Below are 26,153 nucleotides of genomic sequence, written 5' to 3' on the forward strand. Positions count from 1 at the left end.
AGGTTTTCAGCCATGGGGAAGACAAATCTTTTAAGGAAGAAAAGATGGGATCTGTTTGAAAAGGCTGTTTTAAGAAGAGATATTTTAAAGGGAAAGTATAGATCTCCTGAAAGGGAAAGATCAGGTCTGTTCAGGATAATCGCAGGAGGTTCTGCATCAACACTGATACTTCTGTCCTCATCGTACGGTCTTCCCAAGGGAGCTACCGTCGTTTCTGGGAATGTTTCTATAAGTACAGATCCTTCAAGGATGATCATAAATCAGGCTACAGATAAGGCGATACTGAACTGGATCTCCTTCAGTATAGACAGGGGAGAACTTGTCAGGTTTAATCAGCCGGGTGTTAACTCTGTAATTTTAAACAGGGTAACAGGTCAGGATCCAACTCTGATCTTAGGTCAGCTGATAGCAAACGGAAAGGTATTCCTTGTAAATCCAAACGGTATAATCTTTGGCAGGTCTGCTGTTGTAGATGTTGCAGGTTTAGTGGTAACCACACTTAATATATCCGATAAGGATTTTCTGTCTGGAAACTATAAATTTTCTCAGATGGATGACAAGGAATTAAGTCAGATTGTTAATAAAGGTGAGATAAAGGTTTCGGAGGGAGGGTTTGTAGTTCTTTCTGCACCATCTGTTTCAAATGAAGGACTTATTTACGCAAAATTAGGTACTGTTGTTTTAGGTTCAGGAACTCAGTTTAGCTTTGATTTTACAGGAGATGGGCTTGTTACATACTCTGTGGAAGCACCTGTTGGTGAGAAGGTTCTTGATTTAGAAGGAAGATCTGTAGACACAGCTGTCTCAAACAGAGGTGTTATAAAAAATGATGGTGGTACGGTTTTACTTACAGGAGATGCTGTCCAGCAGGTGTTTTCTTCAATAGTAAACAATGAGGGCGTTATAGAGGCAAACTCACTTTCTATAAAAGATGGAAGGATTATTATTGAAGGAAACTCAGGAACTGTTAAAAATTCAGGTGTTATAGATGTATCTGCAAAAAAAGACGGTAAAGAGGGGAGTATCTCAATAACAGGGGATACTATCATAAACAGCGGTGTTATAAAAGCTGATGGAAATGATAATGCTGATGCTGGAGAGATCTATATATACTCAGAAAAGCTGACGGAGTTAGATCAGAACTCTTTAATTCAGACTGTTGGAAAAGGTAAAGACTCAGATGGTGGTTTTATTGAGGTAAGCTCGGAGAAAGAGGTTAAGTTAGGTGGGCAGATCTATGTTTACTCGGAAAAAGGAAAGGCAGGAAAAGTTCTTATTGATCCTGAGAACCTTATTATAGATACAGATTACTACTCTGCAGGTGGTGATTACCTTTTTGAAGCTACAAACAGTATCACAGTTAATCAGAATGTAACAGTATCAACGAGAAATACAGGAACTCCGACGGCTAACGGTGGAGCTCCAAATGATCAGCTCACATCCCCTTCTGTTGGAAATTCTGGAAATTTAGAGCTTAAAGCACCTAACATAACAATAGAATCTGGAGCAAAACTTCTAACATTTGCAGATTCTGGATATACATCCGGTTATCTAAAGTTAACAGCCACTGGGAGTAATACAAATATAACAATCAATTCTGGAGCTGTACTGAAAGGTGGTGATATAACAGTATCAGCAACATCTAGTAATGAGGACAGTTTTGATCCGGTTAGTGATGAAGCTGACACTGTTATTATTGATTTTCTTGATCCTTTTACTGAGTACTACGCACCTGGCAGTAAAGTAAATGCTGAGGCGATATCTAAAGTAGACATTAAAGACCAGGCAACCTTAGAGGGTAGCAGTGTAACTGTTACAGCCTCTTCAACAGGAACTGTATCATCAGAGGTTCATCTTAACCAGACTCTTGTAACATATGCAAAGGTTAAATCTCAGGCAGAGGTAAATATAGACGGTATTATAAAATCCTCTGGAACGATTGATATAAAAGCAACATCCACAGAAAATCTGATATCACACGCAACAGCTGTAAATGCAGGTCAGAGGGTCACCGGTGAGGATATCTTTATAAGTGTTGCCTATGGAAAGGGAGACCTTATATCTAAGGTCACAGTTGGATCAACAGCGGATATAGAAGGTGGAACGGTAAGTATAAGTTCAACCGGAACTAAAAATGTTTCTATAAAGGCAAAAGGTGCTGCTTATGAGGATGGAACACTAAGTGGAGCTGTGGCTGTAGCTTTCTTAAGTGATACTGTTGAGACTTCCGTAAACGGAAAAGTGAGATCGTTAACCGGTAATGTTGGTATAACCTCAACACTTGATGTAACAAAAACAGAAACTAAAACTAATGCAGCCTCAGGAACTGGACTTTTAACTCCTGTCACTGATACGGCAACATTTTTAGAGGTTAAAGGTGTCAACAAATTTATAGACAAGTATGTTCCCCTTGGTGAAGAGGGAAGCGGGAAGACAAAATTCAGTTTTTCTATAACGTTTACATATCTTGACACAAAGTCTGATGTTCTTTCGTATGTTGGCTCAGGTGGAGATATAAGATCAAATCTGAACATAGATATAAAGTCAGAACTGAAATATAAGGATAACGGTATTCTGTCAGGGGCTTCTGCTTCAGTTAATAACAACGATGAGAACAAGAAGGAATACTCAGTAGCTGGAGTAATAAATGTTGTAAAGGCTGATGAAAATGTAAAAGCCTATGTTGGGAGTAACGCGGTCTTAAATCTCCTTGGAGATCTTTCCGTTTACTCAAATATATATATACCCCATGGTTACACTCCTGCTTATAAAGATGGAATCCTTTATGACATAGGAATGGGAGATTTCTTTGATGAGGTGAGAAGTTATATCGCAGAAGTTACCCCAAACACCCTGACCCTCAGTACCTCAGGTGGTGATGTGGTCGGTGCGGCAGGAACGGTTAATATCGCTGTATTTAATGAAAAGTCTTATGCTTATATAGATTCTAACGCATCTGTAAACCAGGATGAAACTTTTGTGACAAATCCAGGAAAGGTCTCAGTTAAAGCTGAAAACCATTTTGAGTACTTCAACTACGGTGGCGATATAGGTGGAGATTTTTCAGGTCAGGATAAGACAGCTGTAGGTGGATCTTACCTTGGTGTGGATCTTACAATGGATACACAGGCTTACATAAATGATAACGTTTCTCTCAGAGCTGAAAATCTTCTTGTTAACGCCTATACAGATCTTTTCCTTGCAAACGCAGGTGTTGCAGGTGGTTTTGCAGATGAGTACGGGATAAACGGTGTATTCAATTATGTCTCACTTAATGAAACAACAAGATCTTTTGTTGGAAATGGATCTGTTCTAAATATAGGTGTGACACCTGTTGATCTAAATAACAACGGTATTTTAGATCCAGATGAGACAGAGAGCCTTGTCGTAAACGCTGTTTCCAGAAATAGAATCCTGAATGTTTCAGGAGGAATAGTAAAGTCCCACAGTGTAGGAATAGGAGCTTCTGTATCAATAAATAATATAACAAGAAATACTGAAGCATATCTTTCTGGAACTGTATACACAGAAGGTAATATAGGAGTAAGTTCAAAAACGGAAGGATGGATCTCTGCTGGATCTTTAGCAGGATCGTACACATCTCCAAACCGTTTTAAAGGTATAGAAGAGGATGATCCTCTGGATGGAGTCAGTCTTCCAAACCTTTTTGGTGAAGAGAAACAGGATGCTTCAAAACCACAGTCCGGTATCGCTATTGCCGGAACAAGCTCTGTAAACATAGTTGATAGCACAACAAAGGCATATATAGATAGTGCGATAATTTCAGGCGGTGGTATCTCCTCTGGCAGCGTAGATGTAAATGCTCTTGATAAATCTGGAATTTATGCTACAGGTGGAACTGTTGCTGTAGCAAAAATGTCAGGAAGTTCTGCAGGTCTTGCCGGTGGATTTTTCGGAAATTATATCACCACTGATATACAGAGTTATCTATCTTCATCCGATCTTGATATCTCCTTTCTCAGTTTAAAGTCTGAAGACAGCACTGTTATTATGGGTGTTGGGGCTGGTGGTGCAGTTGCCATTAACAGTGAGAGTAAGATATCCACATCTCTGGCAGGTGCTGTTTCCAAAAACAGCATAACAAAGAACATTCTTTCCTATATTTACAGCTCATCGGTTGACTCTTCTGGATCAGTTTCTACAGATGTTGCCGACACATCAGATATCATTTCAGCTGCCGGTGATGTTTCTGTATCAGGTTATGCTGCTGGGGCAGCTATCGCATTGAATACTGTTTCAGGGGAGGAGAAAGCTTATATAGAAAGTTCCGATATATCTGCGGACAGTGTTTCTGTAAAATCTGAGAGTAACGTATCGGTAAAAGATATTAGTGTTTCAGCCTCAGCATCCTTAGATAAGCTCGCTGCGGCAGCTTCGGTCTCTATAAATGATATTTCAGTTAATAACAGAAGTTATATCAGAGGTAAGAGATCATCAGGTATATCAGCTTTAAATGATATAACGGTAAGGTCTTCATCAACCCATACCATAACCATTATCTCAGGTTCGGCGGCTGTAGATAAAACGTTCTCAGGTCTTGGTATAGGTGGATCAGCTTCTTACAACAATGTTAATAATGAGGTTGATTCTTACATAGAAGGTAGCTCTGTAAGCTCTTCAGCTGGAAATCTAACTGTGTCCGCAACTCAGAGTATAGATAGTTTAACAGTTTCTGTAAATACACAGCTTTCAAAACTGAATATTGGTGTAAATCTGGCTGTAAATAATTTTAGCAACTTTACAAGATCATACATAACAGGCTCGTCAGTTGATGTTTTCGGATCTGTTGGTGTTCTTTCAACATACACGGGAAGTAATGAGGTTTACGGTGGTGTTGTTCAGGGTGGAAGTGGCGGATTCGGACTTGGAGGTTCAGGTGTTGTTAATATATACGAAAACACAACAGATGCGTATATAGACTCATCAGATATCTCAGGCAGAGGAAATAAAGGGATAACACACAGTAATGCAGACCAGAATAAAGCTGATGAGGTCTCATCAGGTGTTGTTGTTGTTGCAGATGCGAGAGAAACAGAAAAAGCTGGAACAGCTACAGCTACTGTTAATGCCAGTGGGGCTCTGGCTTTAGATGGATCTTTGAGTGTTGATCTTTTCAAAAATAGCACAAATGCCTATATAAACAGTTCTAATATAAATCAGGATAACTCAGCTGATAATCCTGTCCAGTCTGTAAAAGTTAAGGCTTACTCAGGTGTTGTTGTTGATACAGGAAACGGAGGACTTAACTTTGGTTCAAATGCAGGGGTGGGTCTCTCTGCAGGTGTTGTGAAGATCCAGAACAGAACATCATCATATATTAATAACTCCGATGTGAACAGTAAAGATGGTGGAGTTCAGGTAACATCCAGAACTCTTGAGGATATTCTCACAGTATCAGTTGCAGGATCTATATCAAAAAATATATCATTTGCAGGATCAGGTAATGTAATCTATTTAGACAGTTCAAACAGCTCATACATACATTCATCAACAGTCAAAACTGAAGGAAACATTGATGTTATCGCGGAAGATACTGTAAAAGTCGGTGATAAGGATCAGAACGGAAATTATGATGCTGGTGCTGTAGCCGGTAGTGTATCAGTTGGAGGGACAACAGTTGGTGTAGGTGGTTCTGTAAATGTTGTGAATGTTAAGAATAAAACGTATTCGTATATAATCAGCTCAACCACTGATTCAGCTTTAACAACTACAGTTTCAGCAAACTCAGATAAGCTTTTTTCCATGTATGCTGCAAATGTTGCTGCTTCTGCAACAGCAGGAATAGGTGGTTCTGTAAATGTTCTGTTGGTATCGTCAGATACAAAGGCTTTCATAGGTTCTGACGATTCTGGAAATGGTTCTGATATTAACAGTTCATTCAGAGGTGGAAGTCAGACTGTAAATGTGAGCTCTACAGATAAAACAGATTACAAAGGTGGTGTGGGAAGTGGTGAAGTATCTAAGTTAATAGCAGCAGGTGGAGCTGTAGATGTTGCGATAATAAATGTTAAGAACCGTGCCTATATCGGTGAAAATACAACTGTAAAAGCTGATTACTCCGTAGGCGTAACAGCCTACACAGAAAACAAGGTTGACTCTACAGTTATAGCCTTTGGTGGTGGTCTTGGTGGTGTGGCAGGTTCTGTGTCTATTGCTAATATAGGTAAAGCGTTTGATGCAGATCAGGATGAGGCTACAGGAGATATAGGCGGAAGTATTGACGGAAGTATAAACAGATACACAGATTTAGATTCTGGAGATCAGAGTATAAACAATGATTTAACTGATGCAAAAGCAGGACTTACAGTCTCAGATAGTGTTGATCCTGGTGCGAATTTTGAGAGTGTGACAGCAGCATTTGTTGGGAAAAATTCAAATGTTTCCTCTGGATCTGGTGGTATAAGAATAAATGCAACTGAATCAACAGCTATAAGTTCTGTTGTTGGAGCTATAGCAGGTGGAGCTGTTGGTGTCAGCGGTTCTGTCTCTGTTCAGAAGAATTACTCAAATCTTTTCTCGTACGCCGACTCAGGTTCGGTTTTATCCTCAACGGGAGATATAACATTAGATTCTTACAGAACTGTAAGTGCAGGGATAAATACCTATGCAGGTGAAGGTGGTGGTGTAACACTTGGAGCAGCTGTTTCTTACCTGTATCTCGGTGGTGATATATACTCCTTCTTAGGAGATAATACTCAGGTTACGGATACGCCAAAACTCAGCCTGAAGTCACAGGAAGTTAACAGTGCAGAGGTAAGAGCTTACGGAACACATGCAGGTGTAGCTGTTGCAGGTGGTGCTGCATCAAAGGTTGTCTTAGAAAGTAATGTTCACTCGTATACAGGAAGTGGTGTAAAGATCGGAAGTTCTGAAGATAAGAACAGGGTAAAGAATGTATCAATAATCTCTGATACAGACACAACGGTAAGAGCTTCTGCTGTTCCTGTTAATGTTGGAGCTGTGTCTGCACAGGCTGCTGTTGTTGATATCTCATATAAAACCAATGTCAGATCTTATACTGGTTCAGGAAATCAGGTGTTCATATCAGGACTCCTTGAGGTTGGATCTAAAGCAGCGTACGAGATTTACGGCTCTACAACAGGTGTTAATTTAGGAGGTGCTACCGCCGGTGCTTCAGTAACAACGATAGATATATCACCTGATCTTAAGTCATATCTGTCAGGTGGAAACAGTATAGATGCAGAAGATATAAGTATCTACTCAAAGGTGGAAGATCCATCAAACACATCTGCAGATGGTTCGGCATATGCTGAGGCTAAATCTTCAGCATCCTCAGGTGGAACACTTTTAGGTGCGAACGCTTCCGTCTCAACGGTAAATAACACAACGAACATTGAAACTTACATAGGAACAGGTTCAGATATCAGATACGGAAACAGCCTTTCCCTTGAAAGCTATCTGAAAGGAAGAACGTACAGTTATGCTACAGGAATTGGGGTGGGATTTGTTGGTATTGGTGCAAGTGTTACGGAGAACAGCTCACAGATAAATGTGAGTACAGGTTTAAGATCAGACAGTAATATTTACTCGGATAATGGAAGTTTTGCTCTTAACGCATACTCCCTTTACGGCTCAAAGGCTGAGTCTGTTGCAGGATCTGGTGGAGTAGTGGCCGGAAATGCATCTGTTGCAAAAAATGATATAACAGGAACTAACAGGGTTTATATAGATAGCGGTTCAAGACTGAAAGGAAAAACAGGAAGTATAAAATCTGAAAGAGATATTGAGTTTAACAGTTTTGCAGACAGTAAAAACGCATCTGTACTTGGTATGAGCGGTGCTTATTCAGAGGATTATATACATGATTCACATTCTAAAGTAGATATAGGTAGTGGATCATCTCTTGAATCCTACTCTTTATCTGTAAAAGCGAAGAACAGACATTCTAAAAAAGCTTCAGGCTGGTTTGGCGGAAAAAATAACTCTGAAGCAGGATCGGGAGGTGTATATTCTGGTGCGGCTTCTCTAACATCTGTAAGATTAAAGAATATAAACGCTCAGATAAATATAAATGACGGTGCTAATCTGAAATTACTTGGAAATCCTACAAACTTTTACAATCTTGAGAGTATGCTTATAGAGGCATATGGAAATATAGATCTTGACGCTAATGCAAAGCTTTCAGCAGGTGGAACTATAGTAGGTGCTAAATCTGATGTAAAGGTGGAGGCGGATGAAGGTATAGGTTCTGCTGTAAATATCGGAAATAATGTTCAGATGCAGATTAACGGAAATCTCACAATAGCTGCATCAACATCAGGAAAGGCCAGTGCAAAGGCAAAAACAAACACTTACGGTCTTGCCGCTGCAGGTCAGGGAAAGTCAAAAGCAAGCCTGGCTGTTAACGACAGTATAAAGATAAACTCCGGCTCAGATATAAGAGTTTTCGGGGATGCAACCCTTGTAGCAGGCAAAAGTTCTGGTGGAAGTGGATATATAGAGACATACGCAAATACAGATGTTTACAATAAAACCGCCTTTGCTTATAGTGGGTCTCCTGATGCTGACGCAACATCGGTAAAAAATGCGTTCATATCTGTGGGATCTGGATCATCACTTAAAACAGGAAGGGATATAAATCTGTCTGCGGAGAAAGGTTATCTTTCCGCTTATGGGTATGGAAAGGCAACCGATGCATCCAGAGAGGCTATAGAATCTATAGTTTCAACAATCTCAGAGACATTTGGTGGTGATGAAGTCTCCCTTGATACAATCGCAGGAAGCAGTGTAAAAGCAGGTTCTGGTAATGTGGAGATAAATGGACTTGTGGAAACAGGCCTTTACAGACATGTTTATATAACCTTTGGAAATGGAATGGATCCTGGTTTTTATGTTGAGGAAGAATATGATTCTGCTCAAAATCTCGTATCAAATCTTGTTCCAAATAGAGTTGAGTATGAAAACGGAAAATGGAATGTTTACGACAGGGATGGTAATTTTGTAAAAACTTTAACCCCATCTGAGCAGAGTGAGATAGGTGTAGACTGGGAGATACTGAAAGATATCAGGATCGCAACATCACTTGATAAACAGATAGAAGAGCTTAAAAAACTTAAAAGCCTTTATCCTGAACTTTCGCAGGATATAGATGCAACAATAGCAACACTTGAAGGCCAGAAAACAGATCCGGCAACAAATCAGACAACACATATCATAAAACTTAAAGATATAGTGGCATCTTCTGGTAATATAAGCGTTAGAGCTGACAACCTGTATGGTTTTGGAAGTTTAAAAGCTCCCGGCGATGTTAAGATAGAGATAAAAAACAACTCTCCTCTTCCTATTGAAGTAGGTCAGATAGAGATCCCTAAGGATTACGGTGGCAATATAGAGTTTAACGGTAAAAAGGTATCCCAGACATCAGATGTTTTACTTATAAATGATAATAAGCTACTTCCGGTTAACCTTTCTCTTCAGGATGCACAGAACAGCGAATCACCATCTATTCTTATAGAGTCCACATACAGCAAAAAATACGCTGGAACGGACAGTAACGGAAAGGTTTTCTACAAATATCCACCACCCATACTTGTTGGACCTGTCAATGCCATATCTGCAGATGATGACAGCGTATCTGTAAGTGGGGACTCTCCTACAGGTAACAAGGCTATATCAAACTTTGCAGGTTCTGTAACTATCAGAAATAATAACGGTAGTGTTTTTGTGACAGAGGATATATTTGCGAACACCATCACAATATCAGCAGGTGGAAACTTTGTTTTCAACAATCCAAAACTTGTTTTTAATGTGGCTTACTCTCCAGAATCGTACTTTTCTTCACTCCATGATTATGCAAAAGGACAGCTTTCTTCACAGAATGACGGTAATGTTTCGTCTGATAGCGACACTAATTTACAGAACAGTTACGACAGCCTTATTGCTGGAACGTATAACCACTCAAATAAATATCTCCTTGCGGGGAACAATATATTTATAAATGCTGAAATTATAAATGTTAACGGCCTTATCCAGAGCGGTATCCCTTATAAAGATATAACGATCACAGATGATATGATAAACAATGCTATAGCATCAGGAAATTACACTCTGTTTAACGGAGAGGAACAGTACGATCCGGGGAGAGATCTTTTTGTAGGTAAGTACAATGTAACGATAAACCCTGATGAGAAAAAGGTTTATGTCTCAGGTCTTGATATAACAGGTGGAACTGTATTTCTATCAGGAAAGATAGCAAATACAGGTGGTGGAAAGATAAATGTACTGGATGGATTTGGAAAAATAAATATAAACAACCAGAGCAGTTACGAACTTGTACTTGATTCTGTAGATACAGGAAATATAGAAGGAAAGGTTACCATTGTAGACAAGCTTAAAGATAACGGAACTGGAAAGTATCTTGTAACAGAGATAAGAAGAATTGGTAATGAGATAAGGGTTTACACAAATCAGGGTGTTGACTCAAACCAGGCAACAGTATTAACGGCAACTGCTACAGGCAGGACAACATCTTACAACCCGCTTTCAGGCCTGAGATACTACTGGATGGAAGGTTACACAACCTCTACCTATACCCTGACAGAGTACTATAAAGAGTTTAATAAATTCCTTGGCTTTATTCCTGTATCAGAAAGGAATTTCACTAATAATGATATAGTCAGTCAGGTCACAAGAAATCTTGGAAGTTCGGAGATTGACAGTGGATTTGTCCAGGGATTTATGAGAGATTCTAACGGAAATATAATAGCCAATCCCCCAGAGTATAACTTTGACAAAATAACAACAACGGATTATGACTTCACATTTACTGAAAACTTTTCAGGCACTAAATGGGATTTCTTAACTAAGAAAACATGGATAAGAAGGATCACTCACAATTATACAGGAACAACAACCAAATTATACTCTTCCGTTAAAGCTGATTATCCTATAGAGATTGTATTTACAGGTGAGGATGTAGGTGAAGTAAATATAAACAGTACAACAGATGTAATTCTGAAAGGAGGAATAACAAATAAAGGAGGAGCTGTAAATATAAATACAGGAGGAAGCCTGTACACAGAAAGCCTTGCTCCTATTAATGCAAGTGTAATAAATATCAATGCACCGGATTCCGTTGGAACTGTTGATAACCCTATAAGAGTAAGTGGAGATCCTGCAGTTTCCGTCGGTGCAAATCTAAATGGTGTTTATATTGACGCTGTATCAAGTAATATCCTGGTCTCAACAGGAATAAACACTGCAGGAGATCTTAGAATAAGATCTGATAAAGGAATGACAATTGTTGGACTACTGAAAGGTAAGAACATACATTTAGAGGCGGTAGATGGACAGATAACTTCAGGAAATCCATCAGATCCGTACATAAATATAGACACAGATATAGACAACGGCGGTAAACTTTATATGACAGCAACCTATGGAAATATTTATGTTAGAGAGGTAACAGGAGATCTATCTGTTAATACAGTTAGCACACTTGGAAATGTGTTTATACAGGTACCTTCAGGATCTCTTGTTGATGGAAATCCAAATGAGAATGTTGATAAGAGAACAGCTTTAGAGCTTGAGCTTCTTTATAACGATCTTGGTCTTCAGGGATTGTCAGCACAGCAGTTAAGGGATCAGCAGATAGATGCTTACAAACAGAGTATGGAGATAGAGTACGATAAATACTGGCGTGAGTACAGAGATCTTAAACTTAATCCTGACGGAACATACTCATACACACCTTATGAACCTGTGGAGTTTAAGTTCAGTCCTGAGGAAGTGGCTGCACTGAAGGCTCAGGGCTGGACAGACCAGATGATATCAGATTATGAACAGGATTTAACAAACAAATACAACACATGGGGACAGTCAGATTACGATCCTAACTTCAGTTACATACCAACACAGAGCGAGCTTGATAAACTTACAGCAAACGAATGGACGGATGATCAGTTGAACAACACTCTGCCAGCATCACTATTTAACAAGAATATAACCGATACAGAGTACAAAATTGAAGATCCAAATATAATCGGAAATAACGTAACTATTATAGCTTCGGGATCAATAGGAAAGGATAAGAAGGAGAATATCGTTTTCTACTACAACGACACAGGAAGGTACACACAGGCAGAGCTTGATGAGATTAAAAGAGCTCTTGTTGCAGCAGAAAGACAGGATATAGAGATAGACAGGGATAATGAGGTTATCATTATCAAGCAGAGGGATGATATTGATGTTGAGGCACTGGGTTCCATCCAGGCAATAGCTGGCGGATCTGTTTACATAGGTTCAGAGCTTAATGTAAATATCTCAAATATATACAGCAGAGATAACTGGGTAAGAATAAAAACAGGAGAAGGAATTTACTCAACATCACCGGGACTAAATGTTGATGCACCTGAAGGACTGATTATAGAAGCTTCAAACGGACCTATAGGAACAGAAATAAACCCTGTATCTGTTTCAGTAGGACAGGATGCAACAATAACCGCAAGGGCTTCGGGGGATATTAATCTCTTGGTACCTTATGGTGATCTTAATATAGACTATATCTACAGCAGGGGAGATGTTAATCTCGCTGTTCCTAACGGCTCAATAATTGATTTTTACAGTGATAGTACAGAAGATATCACAGCAAAATCAGTCACACTTACAGCCGGTATGTACGGCGGTCTTCCGGGAAGCTACGATAACGCACTTGATATTAACCTTACAGATGAAAACGGTAAGATCAGTTTATACGGATATGGTAGTTTCAATATATACAAGGAAAACTCCATACTGTTTGGTGATATAAATATAGGTGGCGATCTGACACCTAAAACATTCGGTGATATAACATTCACAGGTAAAGTCGCTGCCAACAGCATACAGATAGACATTCCTGGCAGTATTACAGTAAATGAGAATACAGGTATAGCAACTGTAACAGGTCTGATATTTAAATCAAACAGCGGAAGTATTGATATAAACTCATCTCTCAGCAGTAATGGATATATATCCTTAATATCAGATAAAGGTATTCACAGTTCGGGAAGGATTTACTCATCAGGGGCTATGCTCCTGAAAACACCAGGTGATATCATATTTGATGGAGATGGTGGAGCTGGATCTGGAGTTTCTCTGTTTATGGAAGCTGGAAAGAATATAAATCTAAACTCTAAAGGTGGATATTTTGCACCAGAAGTCACAATTAATGCAGGAGAAAGCTTTTACACAAACAGTCCTATATCAGGAAACACAATAGACATAAACACAAACGTAGATTTTACCGCAGATATTAATGGGTATATAAGAGGATACTCATATCTCAATATTAACGCAGGAAACTACTTCACAGCAAAAAACGGACTGTCTGCAAAAGGTGACCTCACATTAAGATCAGGAAATGATATGAATCTTACAGGCTTTTTAATAGGAGACAATATAGATATAACATCTGGAGGAAGTTTTACAGCAGAGAGTGATCTGTATATCTCAAGTATAAGCTCTGTTAATATATCTGCTGTTGATGATATATTCCTCGGTATGAAAACAACATCAAGGGGAGAGATAAATATTACAGGGAAAAATATAACCATAACAGATACTGTCCAGTCTGTTGAAGATATAGACTTTATTGAACCGGAGTTTAATTTAGAGCTTGATCTTAACAATCTTGTTGACCTGATAAACAACAACAGATCCACTATAGCCCAGTACTTAGAAAGCGGGTTTGATCTTGGACAGACCTTACAGAGATCTGAGGATATTTATATAAATCATACAGACTTCCTGAATTTAATGGGTTCAGATCTTGGTATATACGCACAGGTTAAAAGCTTTCTGTTTAATAATCAAGATCCAACAACGACACTATCCGGTGTGCCTGCCGATGGTCAGATAGGTTCAAGGCTTGTTATAAACAACCCTGTTCAGAATGTATCGTACACACCACCTTCAGTTATTGTTACTCCTTCTGATACTGACAGTGTAAATATCTCAGCTGTTAATGATATAAATATTGACACGGCTATACTCTCAACAGGAAATGTTGATATAACAGGGCAGAGCATTTATATAAAAGGTCTTGCAGGGGGTAAGTATCTCAGTATAGATGCTGGAAAAGGTATAGAGATTGGAGAACATACACTCCTTCATGGAGTGTTCAGTACAGATATCAGCTCTCCTGAAAGAATAAAAGGTTCAAAAGTGGCTATAGCAACAAATGGTGAGATGAACATATCCGCCCCAGTTATTGATATTGAAGGATTTATTTACGCATTTAACAATGTAAACCCAACTATCAAGCAGATAACAGACTATCTTGATCCGGTTTTAAATCTTGATTACATACTTAACACCCTTGATATGAATCCTTCAGTTGATGCATCAATAAATATTGCAGGTGGAGAGTCCATAAACTTCAAAGGTGCTATCGTTTCAACAGGTGGGGTTGATATATCAAGTAAAGATATATCAATGACCTCAGTAACAGCTGGTAATTACGTATCTATAACCTCACCAAGTAGTATAACAATAGGAAGTGATTCAGTTGTTTACGGTGTTACGACGATAGATATTGATGCAGGTGGAGATCTTAGTATAGATGGGTTCTTAGGTAACAACGGTATAGTTACACTGAACTCAGGTGGAGATGTTCTGATAAAAGGTTCTGCTGTCTCAATAGCTGATCTCCCACTTGATCTGGAAACGATCATAGACGCTGCAGGAAAGCTTACCGCTGGAGATGTTTATTCAGCTATCGTTGATTTTGCAGGAACTTACAACCCATCAGATTCTAACGGTGTATTCCTTAATGCACCTGACGGAGATATCACAATCTCAGGAAATTTTGTATCCACAGCTACAGCGAAATTCACAACAAACAACGTTTACATATCAGGAACTGCTGGAGCAAAGAACTTTGTTGCTGAAGTTCCTGGTGATTTCATAACTGAGGAAAGATCTATCGTTTATAACCTTGGAAAACAGATCATAGATGTTGAAGGTTATGTAAAGATAGGTGGATATCTTTCAGGAACAGGAGAGGTAAAAATAAGCTCAGATAAAGATGTTACAGTATCAGGATATATACTCTCTGTAGGAAATGTTCCATTCACCATAGATGATCTTGTAAGGGTTGTAGGAAGTAGAAATGTTGATCTTCCTTACGAAAAGGTCAGGAATTTTGAAGGAGAGTTTAATGCTCTTAATAACAACACAATAGATATTTACGCAAAAGGAAAGATTGATGTAACAGGATACATACTTACAATGGCAGATGTTACATTAAAGGCTGAGGACAGACTGAATATAGATCATGTTGTTTTAGGCAACTCTGTTACACTTGAAAGTCCCAATGATATTCCTGTAAAAGATAACACGATCATAGCATCCTACGATTTTGTAAATATAAACACACCTTCAGATGTTCAGGTAGGTGGAACTGTCGCTACAAATGGATCAGCATCAATAAACGGAAACAATGTGTTTATATCAGGTAAGGTGCTTTCAAATGATAAACTTCCTATCAACCTGAGCGATTACATAAAACAGGCTTTAGATATGACGCCAGATAGTCTGTTCAATGAACTTAAAGATGATGCTTACAATCTTACAGGTAACGATATAAATACCGTTGATGTGAACGCAAAAGGTTACGTTGATATTACAGGTGGAATAGTTTCCAATGCAAGGGTGAATATTGATGCTGGATCTTTCCTCAATGTTGATGGAATAGGGGTTGTTACTGTAAACGGTGCAGATCTTAAAGCTGGCGATACTGTAAATATCAACTCTGTTGTTAAATCTACAGAGAAGGATGTGATCATAACATCAGGTTCAGATATCTCATTAAACGGGGCTGTATTTGGATTTACAGATGTTTCTATAAATTCAGGTGGAAAGCTGATAACAGGTGAAAAAACAGCTATCTTTGGTAGAAACTCTATCTCTCTAACTGCAGATAAGGATTTGGTTTATAAAGGTTTTGCAGGTAGTAAGGATAGGATAGAGATAACAGCAGGAAAAGATATAAATCTGAAAGGTTATTTAGCTGTTTATCCAGAATTTGAGTTCGGAGACGAACTGTTCACTGAAAATACAGATCCAGGAGATCTTTACAGAAGAGTTAAAAAAACAGATGCAACTTACTCATTTAAGGACAGAGGAAATGTTAGTGTTGTCTCTAACGGAGGTAACACTGTAGTCTCAGGAACTGTTTTATCCTCAGACAGACTGTATCTGGAAGGAAAAGGAACGTTTATAACAGGTATTGTAGGAGGATACGATTTAGATATAAGATCGCCTCAGATATTTGTATCAGGTTCCAAATCTGTTATTTACGAATCAAAAGATCAGAAGATAATCTCAGATGGGGATATACTGATTGGTGGATATCTTGGAAGTGACAGTAATATAGAGATAAACTCCGGTTCAAATCTTACAGTTAACGGCTATATAGTTTCTAATGATGATCAGGCTACAGATATAGATGAGCTGTTCAGAATTACAGACGGAGATGGATCTGCAGTTGTTGAAAAAGGAAAGCAGTTTATAAAGAATTACAGGGATAATATATCAGATCAAAAAGAAAACTCTGTGCTGATCAGTTCTGGAGGGTTTACAGAGATAAATGGTGGTATCCTATCCTCTTCTGAGATCAGTGTAACCTCTGATAGTATATCAGTTAAAGGTCTCGGTGTCATAACTGAGGACAATCTAATCCTTAAATCAGGAAAGAATGTTGAGCTTTATTCAGGGGTTAAAGCATTAAAAGGTTTAGCTGAAATCTCAGCAGATGACAGGATAGTCAGAGTTGGAGGACCAAGGGAGATTGATGATCTTGATATTGAGGCTGTAAATACAGAACTTTACGGATTTAACGGTATAGGTTCTCCGTCTAATCCTATCAGAATAAGAACAGAAAAAATAAAGGCTGATTCACAGAATGGTGGGGTTTATATCGATCTTTACGGAGATTCCTACGCTGAAACGATTACGGCTGGAAATGGGGATATAAACATAAATCTTTTTGATGGAGATCTGAGATTTACAGGTATTACTGCAGATAAAGGACAGATCAGTATAAATGTTAAGAGAGGCAGTGTTACAGGAGTTGATGATCCTCATATCTCAGCAGATGGAAACACATTCATTGAAGCTGAATATATAAATTATGAAGGAGATACCCCAATCAGAATGAAGCTTGATAAAGAGATATTTGTTGTTGATTCAAAATCTGATAGATGGATGTTTGATCTGTCCCAGCCTGTTCCTGAATGGATCGTGTTTAACAAAACCCTTTACGGTGGTAGAAAACTTGATGTTGTTATGGAAGCTTTATCTTCAACAACAGTTCCACCTGAAGAGATCATTAAGATAATTGAAGAGAGGGGAATAGTTGAACCTGAAGTGAATAAAGAAAAAGAGGTGATCAACTACTCACAGTTAGAGACGGTATGGTAAAAAGATCTTTGTAACAGCTTTCTTTCCTTCTGATATAATTGATTTATGGAAAAAGTATCTCTTATTCTATGGAGAAAAAATGAGAAATATAATAAATCTGTTTTTTTCGTTCTTAATCTTTCTTTCTTCCACAGTTTACGGAGGTGAAAAAGTGATAAAAAATATACTTCCAAATAGAGTAACAATACTTTTTAAAGAGACTAAAGGGGAAGGGATAATAGCAGGAACTTTATTCATAAAAGGTGGAAGCTTTGAGGATCCTGAAGGAAAGAAAGGTTTGACGAACCTTACAGTTAAAATGCTTATAAAGGGATCAAAAAACTACTCATCATACGATATAAACAAGGTTTTTGAAGATAGCGGTGGATATATATCAACATCTGTTGGTGAGGAGTTTTCAACAATTGAGTTTGCGATGAGAACTGAGGATCTGAAAAAAGGGCTGAAAATACTGAAGGATATAATATTTAATCCTGTTTTCCCTGAGGATAAGCTGAAAATAGAAAAGGGTAATGTTATCGCACAGATAAAGGCGAAAAAAGAGGAAGGTTTCTCATACGGTTTTGATGAGCTGAGAAAGCAGATCTATAAAGGAACCCCTTACCAGTACTCACCTCTTGGTGAGATAGATGATATTGAAAAGATAACAAGAGAAGACCTGAAAGAGAGATGGGATCAGCTTTTAAACGGTAGCAGATGGGTTGTTTCTTTTGTTGGTGATATAACTTACAGTGAGGTTGAGAATGATATAAAAGATCTTTTTGAGAAAATAGATAGAGGTCAGGAGTACCAGTATCCTGTTTACAGTTACTACATAACAGGTGAGAGATGTAAAACATTAAAAAGGGAAGGAGCTCAGACAACGATACTTGTTGCTTACAATGCTCCTCAGGCTACAGACAGATATTACTTCAGTATGAAGGTTCTCAATGGGATAGCTGGAAGTGGTTTTACATCAAGGTTATTTCAGGAACTTAGAGAAAAAAGAGGACTTGCCTACGCTGTAGGCTCTTTCTTTCCAACAAGGGTAAATATGGGAAGGCTGATAGCCTATATAGGAACAGCTCCGGAGAAAACTGAAGAATCCCTTAAAGGTATAAGGGAGGTTTTAAAAGGTATTGGAAAAGGTGTTACAGATGAGGAGCTAAAGACAGCTAAGGAAAAGATAATCGGGAATTTTCTTTTAGAGCATCAGACAAGGGCAAAACAGTCGTGGTATTTAGGCTGGTTTGAGACTATAGGCTTAGGTTACGAGATGGATCAGAAATATCCGGAGTATATAAATAAGGTGACAAAATCTGACATAACAGAAACATGGAAAAGATACATTCCTGAAGGAAATATATGCGTTATAGTAAGACCATAGGAGGTTTAAATTGATCTGGTTTACAGAGTACTGGACTGAAAATGTAGGGCTTACAGTAAAAGCAGATCAGGTTAAAAAGATAAGATCAAAATACCAGGAGATACTTGTTCTTGATACTCCCCAGTTTGGAAAGATGCTGATACTTGACGGTCTTGTCCAGACAACAGAAAAGGATGAGTTTATATACCATGAGATGCTCGCACATCCAGCACTTTTAATGCATCCCAACCCTGAGAGAGTCCTTGTCATAGGTGGCGGAGATGGTGGAACTGTAAGGGAAGTTCTTAAACATAGCTCTGTTAAAGAGGTTCACCTTTGTGAGATAGATGAGGAGGTTATTCTGATATCAGAAAAGTACTTTCCCAGTATCTCTGAGAAATTAAGGGATCCTAAGGTAAAGATATTTATAGAGGATGGTAATGAGTTTCTGCAGGAGAGGCAGAACTACTACGATGTGATAATAATGGACTCTTCAGATCCTGTAGGAGCATCTGAGGTTCTGTTCAGGGAAGAGTTTTACAGAAAGGTAAAAAGCTCCCTCAGACACGATGGAATAATGGTTGCACAGACGGAGTCACCTGTCCTTCAGGAAGAGTACTTTTCAAAAGCTTACAGGGAGATAAGAAAGGTTTTCAGAAATGTTGGTGTTTATCTTGCTTATATACCTACGTATCCATCAGGTATGTGGAGTTTTACAATAGCATCTGATTTTATAGATATAACAGATACAACACGTAATATTGAAAAGGTTAAGGAATTGAAAACAAAGTATTTCTGTGATAGTATATATGCTTGTCTTTTTTCACTGCCCAGATTTGTTCAGGACATTTTGAAAAAATCTTAAAAGGAGGTAAACAATTGGCAGAAGTTTTAAAGAAGATCGCTGAGAGAGCAACGGAGAAAACAAATATCAGGCTGATTCCAAGGAATGTTGAGAGAATACTGGCGGCACTTCAGGTAACATCGGATTTCTGGAAGGTTGTTGATTATTCTGATCTGCCTGTTCCAGCAGCATCTGAGATATCAAAAGGTCTTATTGAGGAAGGGTTTGTAAAGGTAGAGAATGATGAGCTCTTTCTTACAGAAAAAGGGTTAAACCTTGTTAAAGAGTTAAATATACCACCATATGTTGATTATACATGTCAGGCTTGTGAGGGAAGAGGAATACCATTTTATGCAAATAAAGAATGGTACAGAACGTTTGTTGAGCTTGCTAAAGACAGACCGAAGGCTATACAGGAGTATGATCAGGGGTCTGTTACTCCAGAGACAACAGTTTCAAGAGTTTTATTCCTTGACTCAAGGGAAGACCTTAGAAACAGGGATATACTTGTTATGGGTGCTGAGGATGATCTGACAGGACTTGCTGTTGCATTAACAGGTCTTCCAAGAAGGGTTCTAATACTTGATATAGATGAGAGAGCTATTGATTTTGATAACAGAATATTCAAGGAGCTTGGAATAGACAACGCAGAGGCTATAAGATTTGATCTTAGAAATCCATTCCCAGAAGAATGGATAGGAGCTTTTGATGTTTTTATAACTGATCCACCGGAAACAGTTAAAGCTTTTAAAGCGTTTATAGCAAGAGGTATAGCATCACTTAAAGGGGAAGGTTCTGCAGGATACTTTGGACTCACTCTCAGAGATTCTTCTTTAAACAGATGGCAGAAATTCCAGAAAGCACTCATAAATGATTACGGAATGGTAATAACAGATATCGTTCAGGACTTTAACGCATATATGAACTGGGAGTACCACAGTGAAACAAGAGCTCAGAAAGTTGCTCCGGTAAATAAAGGACCATCAGATATATGGTACAGATCAGCATGGTACAGAATAGAGGCAATGCCAGGATTCAAAGGTGAAAATATCCAGATAAAAGATGAGGTCTTCAGGGAGCTTTACTTAGACGAAGAAGGATCAACAACATAAAACACGGGGGCTTTAAGCCCCTTTTTGTATATCATCTATTCAGAGAGAAATGACACTCAATGTTAAAGAAGATCTAAATGTCTGCTCACTTTTTTAGTATCCAGCTTGACATATTAATATTTTGCTCCTATATATTAGGAATATAGTCCCAAAAAATATAGGAGTATGATCCTGAAATTTAAGAGGCATTTGGAAGATATCTTAAAAGATGCGGTAAAAACCTTTCCTGCTATTTTCATCTCAGGAGCAAGGCAGACCGGTAAATCCACATTATCCATAGAACTTTGCAGTAATTATATAACTTTTGACGATATAAATGCATACCTTTCAGCTAAAAATGATCCGGTTAACTTCATTATGCAGATAAAAACTCCTGTAGTTTTAGATGAAGTCCAGAAAGTACCAGAAGTTTTTGAGGCTATTAAGAAAAGAATAGATACAAACAGAAAACCTAATGAGTTTATTCTAACTGGTTCTGTAAATATTCTCAGGTTTAGAAAAGTAAAAGAGAGTTTAGCAGGTAGATTGGCTATATTTGAGCTTTATCCTTTATCTATCTTTGAGGTTTTTAATAAAAAAGAGAATCTGATTGAAAAAATCTTTTCAGGAAAATTTTTAGAAGAAAGTAGAAGTAACTTATCCTTTGATGACCTGCTTGGCTTTATATTAAAGGGCGGTTTTCCAGAGATACATAAGATAGAATCAGAAAAGATGAGATACATATGGTTTAGCTCTTATGTCAGCACTTATATAGAAAAGGATGTTCTGGAGCTGGGAGAGATCAGAAATATAGATAAATTTTTAACTCTTTTGAATATTATCTCTTCCTATTCAGGGAATTTAATAAACAAATCAAAGATTTCCCAGTTTGCTGGTATTGATAATAAAACGTTAGATTATTATCTTAATTTACTTCAGCTTATATACCAGATAAAATTCCTGAGACCCTTCAGTCAGAACGTTAAAAAAAGATTTATCAAAACTCCAAAGATCTATTTTAATGATACAGGACTTCTATGTTATCTGCTTGGAATTACTTCTATCAACGAGCTAAAAAAACATATCTACTTTGGCAATATTGTAGAAACATTTATGTTTAATGAGTTTTTAAAACATTCAGCCTGTTCTCAATATCCAGTGGAGATTTTCTTTTACAGAACTACAGACAAAAAGGAGATAGATTTTATACTGAAATACAGAGGAGAGTATATTGCTGTTGAACTGAAAACTTCATCAACTGTTTCAGAAAAGGATTTCTTACCAATGAAGGATATTTACAGCCTGCTAAAATATGGGATTGTTCTGTATAAAGGGGATAGAGTTTTTTCATTTGGTGACAGATTTTTTGCGGTTCCATTTAAAAATATCTTTTAAAGGTGATCGTTTTTTCAAACACTGTTTGATTTTTCCAACGGAAGGATTATATAATAATCAGTCTAATAAAAACTAATTTGGAGAGGTGTAAAATGGGCTTTTTAGAGGAATACAGAAAGCATGTTGAGGAAAGGGCTAAGCTCGGAATACCGCCACTTCCTTTAAATGCTAAACAGGTTGAAGAGCTGATAAAACTTCTTCAGCAGGTTCCTATCGTTGAGGAAGAGTACCTGATGGATCTTTTCCTTAACAGAGTTCCACCAGGTGTTGATGATGCTGCATTTGTTAAAGCTAAATTCCTGGCTGATATAATTGAAGGTGAGAAATCTTCTCCGGCTATCACTCCTGTTCACGCAGTTCAGATACTTGGAACAATGCTTGGGGGATACAACGTAGAACCGCTCGTAAAGGCACTTTCCCATAAAGATGAGGAGATAGCTAAGGAGGCTGCTAAAGCTCTTAAAAATATACTCCTTGTTTATGATTACTTTAATGATGTTGTTGAGCTTGCAAAATCTGGAAATAAGTATGCTCAGGAAGTTCTTGAAAGCTGGGCAAATGCTGAATGGTTCACATCAAAAGATCCTCTTCCTGAGAAGATAACTGTAACTGTTTTCAAGGTTCCAGGTGAGACTAACACTGACGATCTCTCACCTGCGAGGGAGGCATCAACAAGAAGTGATATTCCATTACACGCATTATCAATGCTCCAGGCAAAGATGCCTGATGCGATAAAAACAATCCAGGAGTTAAAGAAAAAAGGACATCCGGTTGCATTTGTAGGTGACGTTGTTGGAACTGGATCTTCAAGAAAGTCTGCAACAAACTCTCTTATGTGGTGGATTGGTGAAGATATACCTTATGTTCCAAATAAGAGAAGAGGTGGAGTTGTAATAGGTGGTGTTATAGCTCCGATATTCTTCAACACATGGGAGGACTCAGGAGGTCTTCCAATAATAGCTGATGTTTCTAAGCTTGAGACGGGAGATGTTATTGATATATACCCTTACGAAGGAAAGATCGTTAAAAATGGTGAGGTTGTTGCCACATTTGAGCTTAAGCCAAACACACTTCCGGACGAGGTTAGAGCTGGCGGAAGAATCCCGTTAATTATCGGAAGAAATCTTACAAGAAAGGCAAGGGAAGTACTTGGAATGCCTGAAGAGCAGATATTTATAAGACCAGAGCAGCCACCTGAGAAGGAAGGTGTTGGTTATACACTTGCCCAGAAGATGGTAGGTAGAGCATGTGGAATGGAAGGTGTAAGACCTGGAATGTATGTTGAGCCTCAGGTCTTAACTGTTGGTTCTCAGGACACAACAGGAGCTATGACAAGGGATGAGATAAAAGAGCTCGCTGCCCTCTCATTTGGAGCAGACCTTGTTATGCAGTCATTCTGTCACACAGCTGCTTATCCAAAGCCGGCAGATGTTAAGCTCCAGATGACACTTCCACAGTTCATCATAAAGAGAGGCGGTGTATCTCTCAGACCTGGAGATGGTGTTATACACTCATGGCTTAACAGAATGGTTCTCCCAGATACTGTTGGAACAGGTGCTGACTCACATACAAGATTCCCAATAGGTATATCATTCCCTGCGGGTTCTGGACTTGTTGCATTTGCTGCAGTTACAGGAACAATGCCTCTGAATATGCCAGAATCAGTTCTTGTCAGATTTAAAGGTGAGATACAGCCAGGAATTACAGTCAGAGATCTTGTAAATGCAATTCCTTACTATGCTATAAAACAGGGACTTTTAACTGTAGAGAAGAAAGGTAAGAAGAACATATTTGCAGGAAGAATACTTGAGATAGAGGGTCTTGAAAATCTCAAGGTTGAGCAGGCTTTTGAGCTTTCTGACGCTTCAGCAGAGAGAAGTGCTGCTGCATGTACTGTAAAACTGAACAAAGAGCCTGTTATTGAGTACATACAGTCAAATATAAAACTCCTTGAGAAGATGATAGAGGCTGGCTATCAGGATGCAAGAACACTCCAGAGAAGAATAGACAAGATGAAGGCATGGCTTGACAATCCTGAGCTTCTTGAGGCGGATGAGAATGCTGAGTACGCTGCTGTTATAGAGATAGATCTCAATGAGATAAAAGAGCCTATACTCGCATGTCCAAACGATCCTGATGATGTTGCAACACTCTCAGAGGTTTTAGCAGATGAGAGAAGACCTAAGAATATAGATGAGGTGTTTGTAGGATCATGTATGACAAATATCGGACACTTCAGAGCAGTTGGTGAGATACTTAGAGGAGAAGGACAGATACCAACAAGGCTGTGGATAGTTCCACCTACAAAGATGGACGAGAGACAGCTTATAGAGGAAGGTTACTACAACATTTACGGTGTTGCAGGTGCGAGAACTGAGGTTCCGGGATGTTCACTCTGTATGGGTAACCAGGCAAGGGTTAAGGACGGTGCTATAGTCATGTCAACATCAACAAGAAACTTTGACAACAGAATGGGTAAAGATGCTAAGGTTTACCTTGGATCTGCTGAGATATCTGCTATGTGTGCTATACTTGGAAGACTTCCAACAGTTGAGGAGTACCACAAATTTATGGAAGAGAAGATAGCTGGAAAAGAAGATCAGATCTACAAATTCCTGAACTTCCATGAGCTCTCAGATGAGGAACTTGATATTCTCGTAGCTGACGCTTTATACACATTCTGATATAAGGGGCTTTAAGCCCCCTTTTTCTAATTAAACCCATCCTTTCTTCCGAAAGTGTTATAAAAGTCTGGAGAAAGGTATGGGTTATATCTCTGTATGTATCATTCAGGAAGATCCAAAAAGTCTGAAAGAGACAGTTGAATCCCTTGAAGGAAATGGAAAGTTTATCAAAGAGATAATATACACAGGGGAAGACCAGAAGATTCCTGATATAAAATATCTCAACCAGTACTCTGAAAATAGAGCCTTTCTTAGAAATAAATGTATCCAGAATGCTACAGGCGATTTAATACTATGGCTTTCTGACACAACACAGCTTGAAGATACAACACTTGAAGAGTACGATCAGGTTTTAAAAGAGTTTCCAGATGTAGATATCATATATCCAAATGAGATAGTTGTAGACCTTAATGGTGAAGAGAATATCAAGAACTACAAGGACTGGTATGGAAATGAGATTGAGCTTATACAGGGACTTACCCTGGAAAGTTATATCCCACAGTGGGGGGTTCTCACAAGAAGGGATCTTTTTGAAAAAACAGGTCTGTTTGATGAGGATTTTGAGGATTATGAGTTTTACAGACTTTTAGCTTTAAATCTTAAAGGTATAAAGCTTAAGCATTCTGAGGAGAGTTTTGTAACAAACCGGATAACAGAAAGCTTCATAGACACATCCTACAGATCAAAAACCTTACGTGATACTTTAAATCTTTATGACTGGAAAAGGGAGATATTTCCCCTTTTAAAATGGGATGAGAATGAGAAGCTTGCTTTAACCACAGCCTATACAACGATAGGGGATAAACTGAAAAAGTACCTTGATCTTTTAAACGCATCAGAGTATTACAGAAAAGCTATCCTGACATTTCATAACCAGTACTCTTTAAAAAAGCTTATAGATACTTTTATCTCAATGGGGGAGTTTGATAAGGCATTATATCTTACTGAGGAACAGGGACTGGAAGAGGAGGAGGTTAAAAATTACAGAACATTTATAGAGAATATCAAAAAACTTATAGACAGACTTGAAGATCTTGTTAAAGAAGGAAAGATAAAGGATGTTCTTACTTCCATAAATGATGTTGTGAGCGTTTATGAGGGAGCACCTGTCTATAATATTTTAGGCGTGGTTCATTTCATTCTTAAGGATTATGAAAACTCCTTCAGATTTTTAACAAAAGCTGTTACTATGAACCCATTAAAAGAGGAGTATGTAGAAAATCTTTTTGATGTTGGAAGATTAATTAACAGAGAAGAGAAAGTCTATTCCCTTCTTGAGAGACTCAGACCTTAAACTTCACAGATTTTTTACTAATTTTTCTGTAAAATATTAGAAATAAAAATAAGAATTA

The 26,153-nt window shown here is 38.3% G+C and carries 7 protein-coding genes; all 7 read left to right on the top strand.

Annotated features, from left to right (window positions below):
• Positions 1–12 precede the first annotated feature (12 nt).
• A complete protein-coding gene (locus PERMA_RS07120; RefSeq protein ID WP_012676383.1) occupies positions 13–17,442 on the top strand; it encodes a filamentous hemagglutinin N-terminal domain-containing protein in 17,430 nt (5,809 codons plus the stop codon).
• 79 nt (positions 17,443–17,521) lie between these two features.
• On the top strand, positions 17,522–18,808 hold the full coding sequence (locus PERMA_RS07125; protein ID WP_012675485.1) for a M16 family metallopeptidase: 1,287 nt from the start codon (positions 17,522–17,524) through the stop codon (positions 18,806–18,808).
• 10 nt (positions 18,809–18,818) lie between these two features.
• Positions 18,819–19,652 carry a polyamine aminopropyltransferase gene (speE, locus tag PERMA_RS07130; RefSeq protein ID WP_012676411.1) on the top strand — a complete coding sequence of 278 codons (834 nt, stop codon included), beginning with the start codon at positions 18,819–18,821 and terminating at the stop codon, positions 19,650–19,652.
• Positions 19,653–19,666: 14 nt separating this feature from the next.
• Complete coding sequence (locus tag PERMA_RS07135; RefSeq protein ID WP_012675663.1) at positions 19,667–20,743, top strand: bis-aminopropyl spermidine synthase family protein; 1,077 nt, start codon at positions 19,667–19,669, stop codon at positions 20,741–20,743.
• 189 nt (positions 20,744–20,932) lie between these two features.
• Positions 20,933–22,117, top strand: coding sequence for an ATP-binding protein (locus tag PERMA_RS07140; protein WP_202944140.1), 1,185 nt, complete (start codon positions 20,933–20,935; stop codon positions 22,115–22,117).
• A gap of 92 nt (positions 22,118–22,209) precedes the next feature.
• Positions 22,210–24,801, top strand: a complete 2,592-nt coding sequence (gene acnB / locus PERMA_RS07145) for a bifunctional aconitate hydratase 2/2-methylisocitrate dehydratase (RefSeq protein WP_012675924.1) — start codon at positions 22,210–22,212, stop codon at positions 24,799–24,801.
• A 79-nt stretch (positions 24,802–24,880) separates the two neighbouring features.
• Complete coding sequence (locus PERMA_RS07150; RefSeq protein WP_012676569.1) at positions 24,881–26,095, top strand: glycosyltransferase family protein; 1,215 nt, start codon at positions 24,881–24,883, stop codon at positions 26,093–26,095.
• The last annotated feature ends 58 nt before the right edge of the window (positions 26,096–26,153 follow it).

This window comes from Persephonella marina EX-H1 (assembly GCF_000021565.1).
Taxonomy (GTDB): Bacteria; Aquificota; Aquificia; order Aquificales; family Hydrogenothermaceae; genus Persephonella; species Persephonella marina.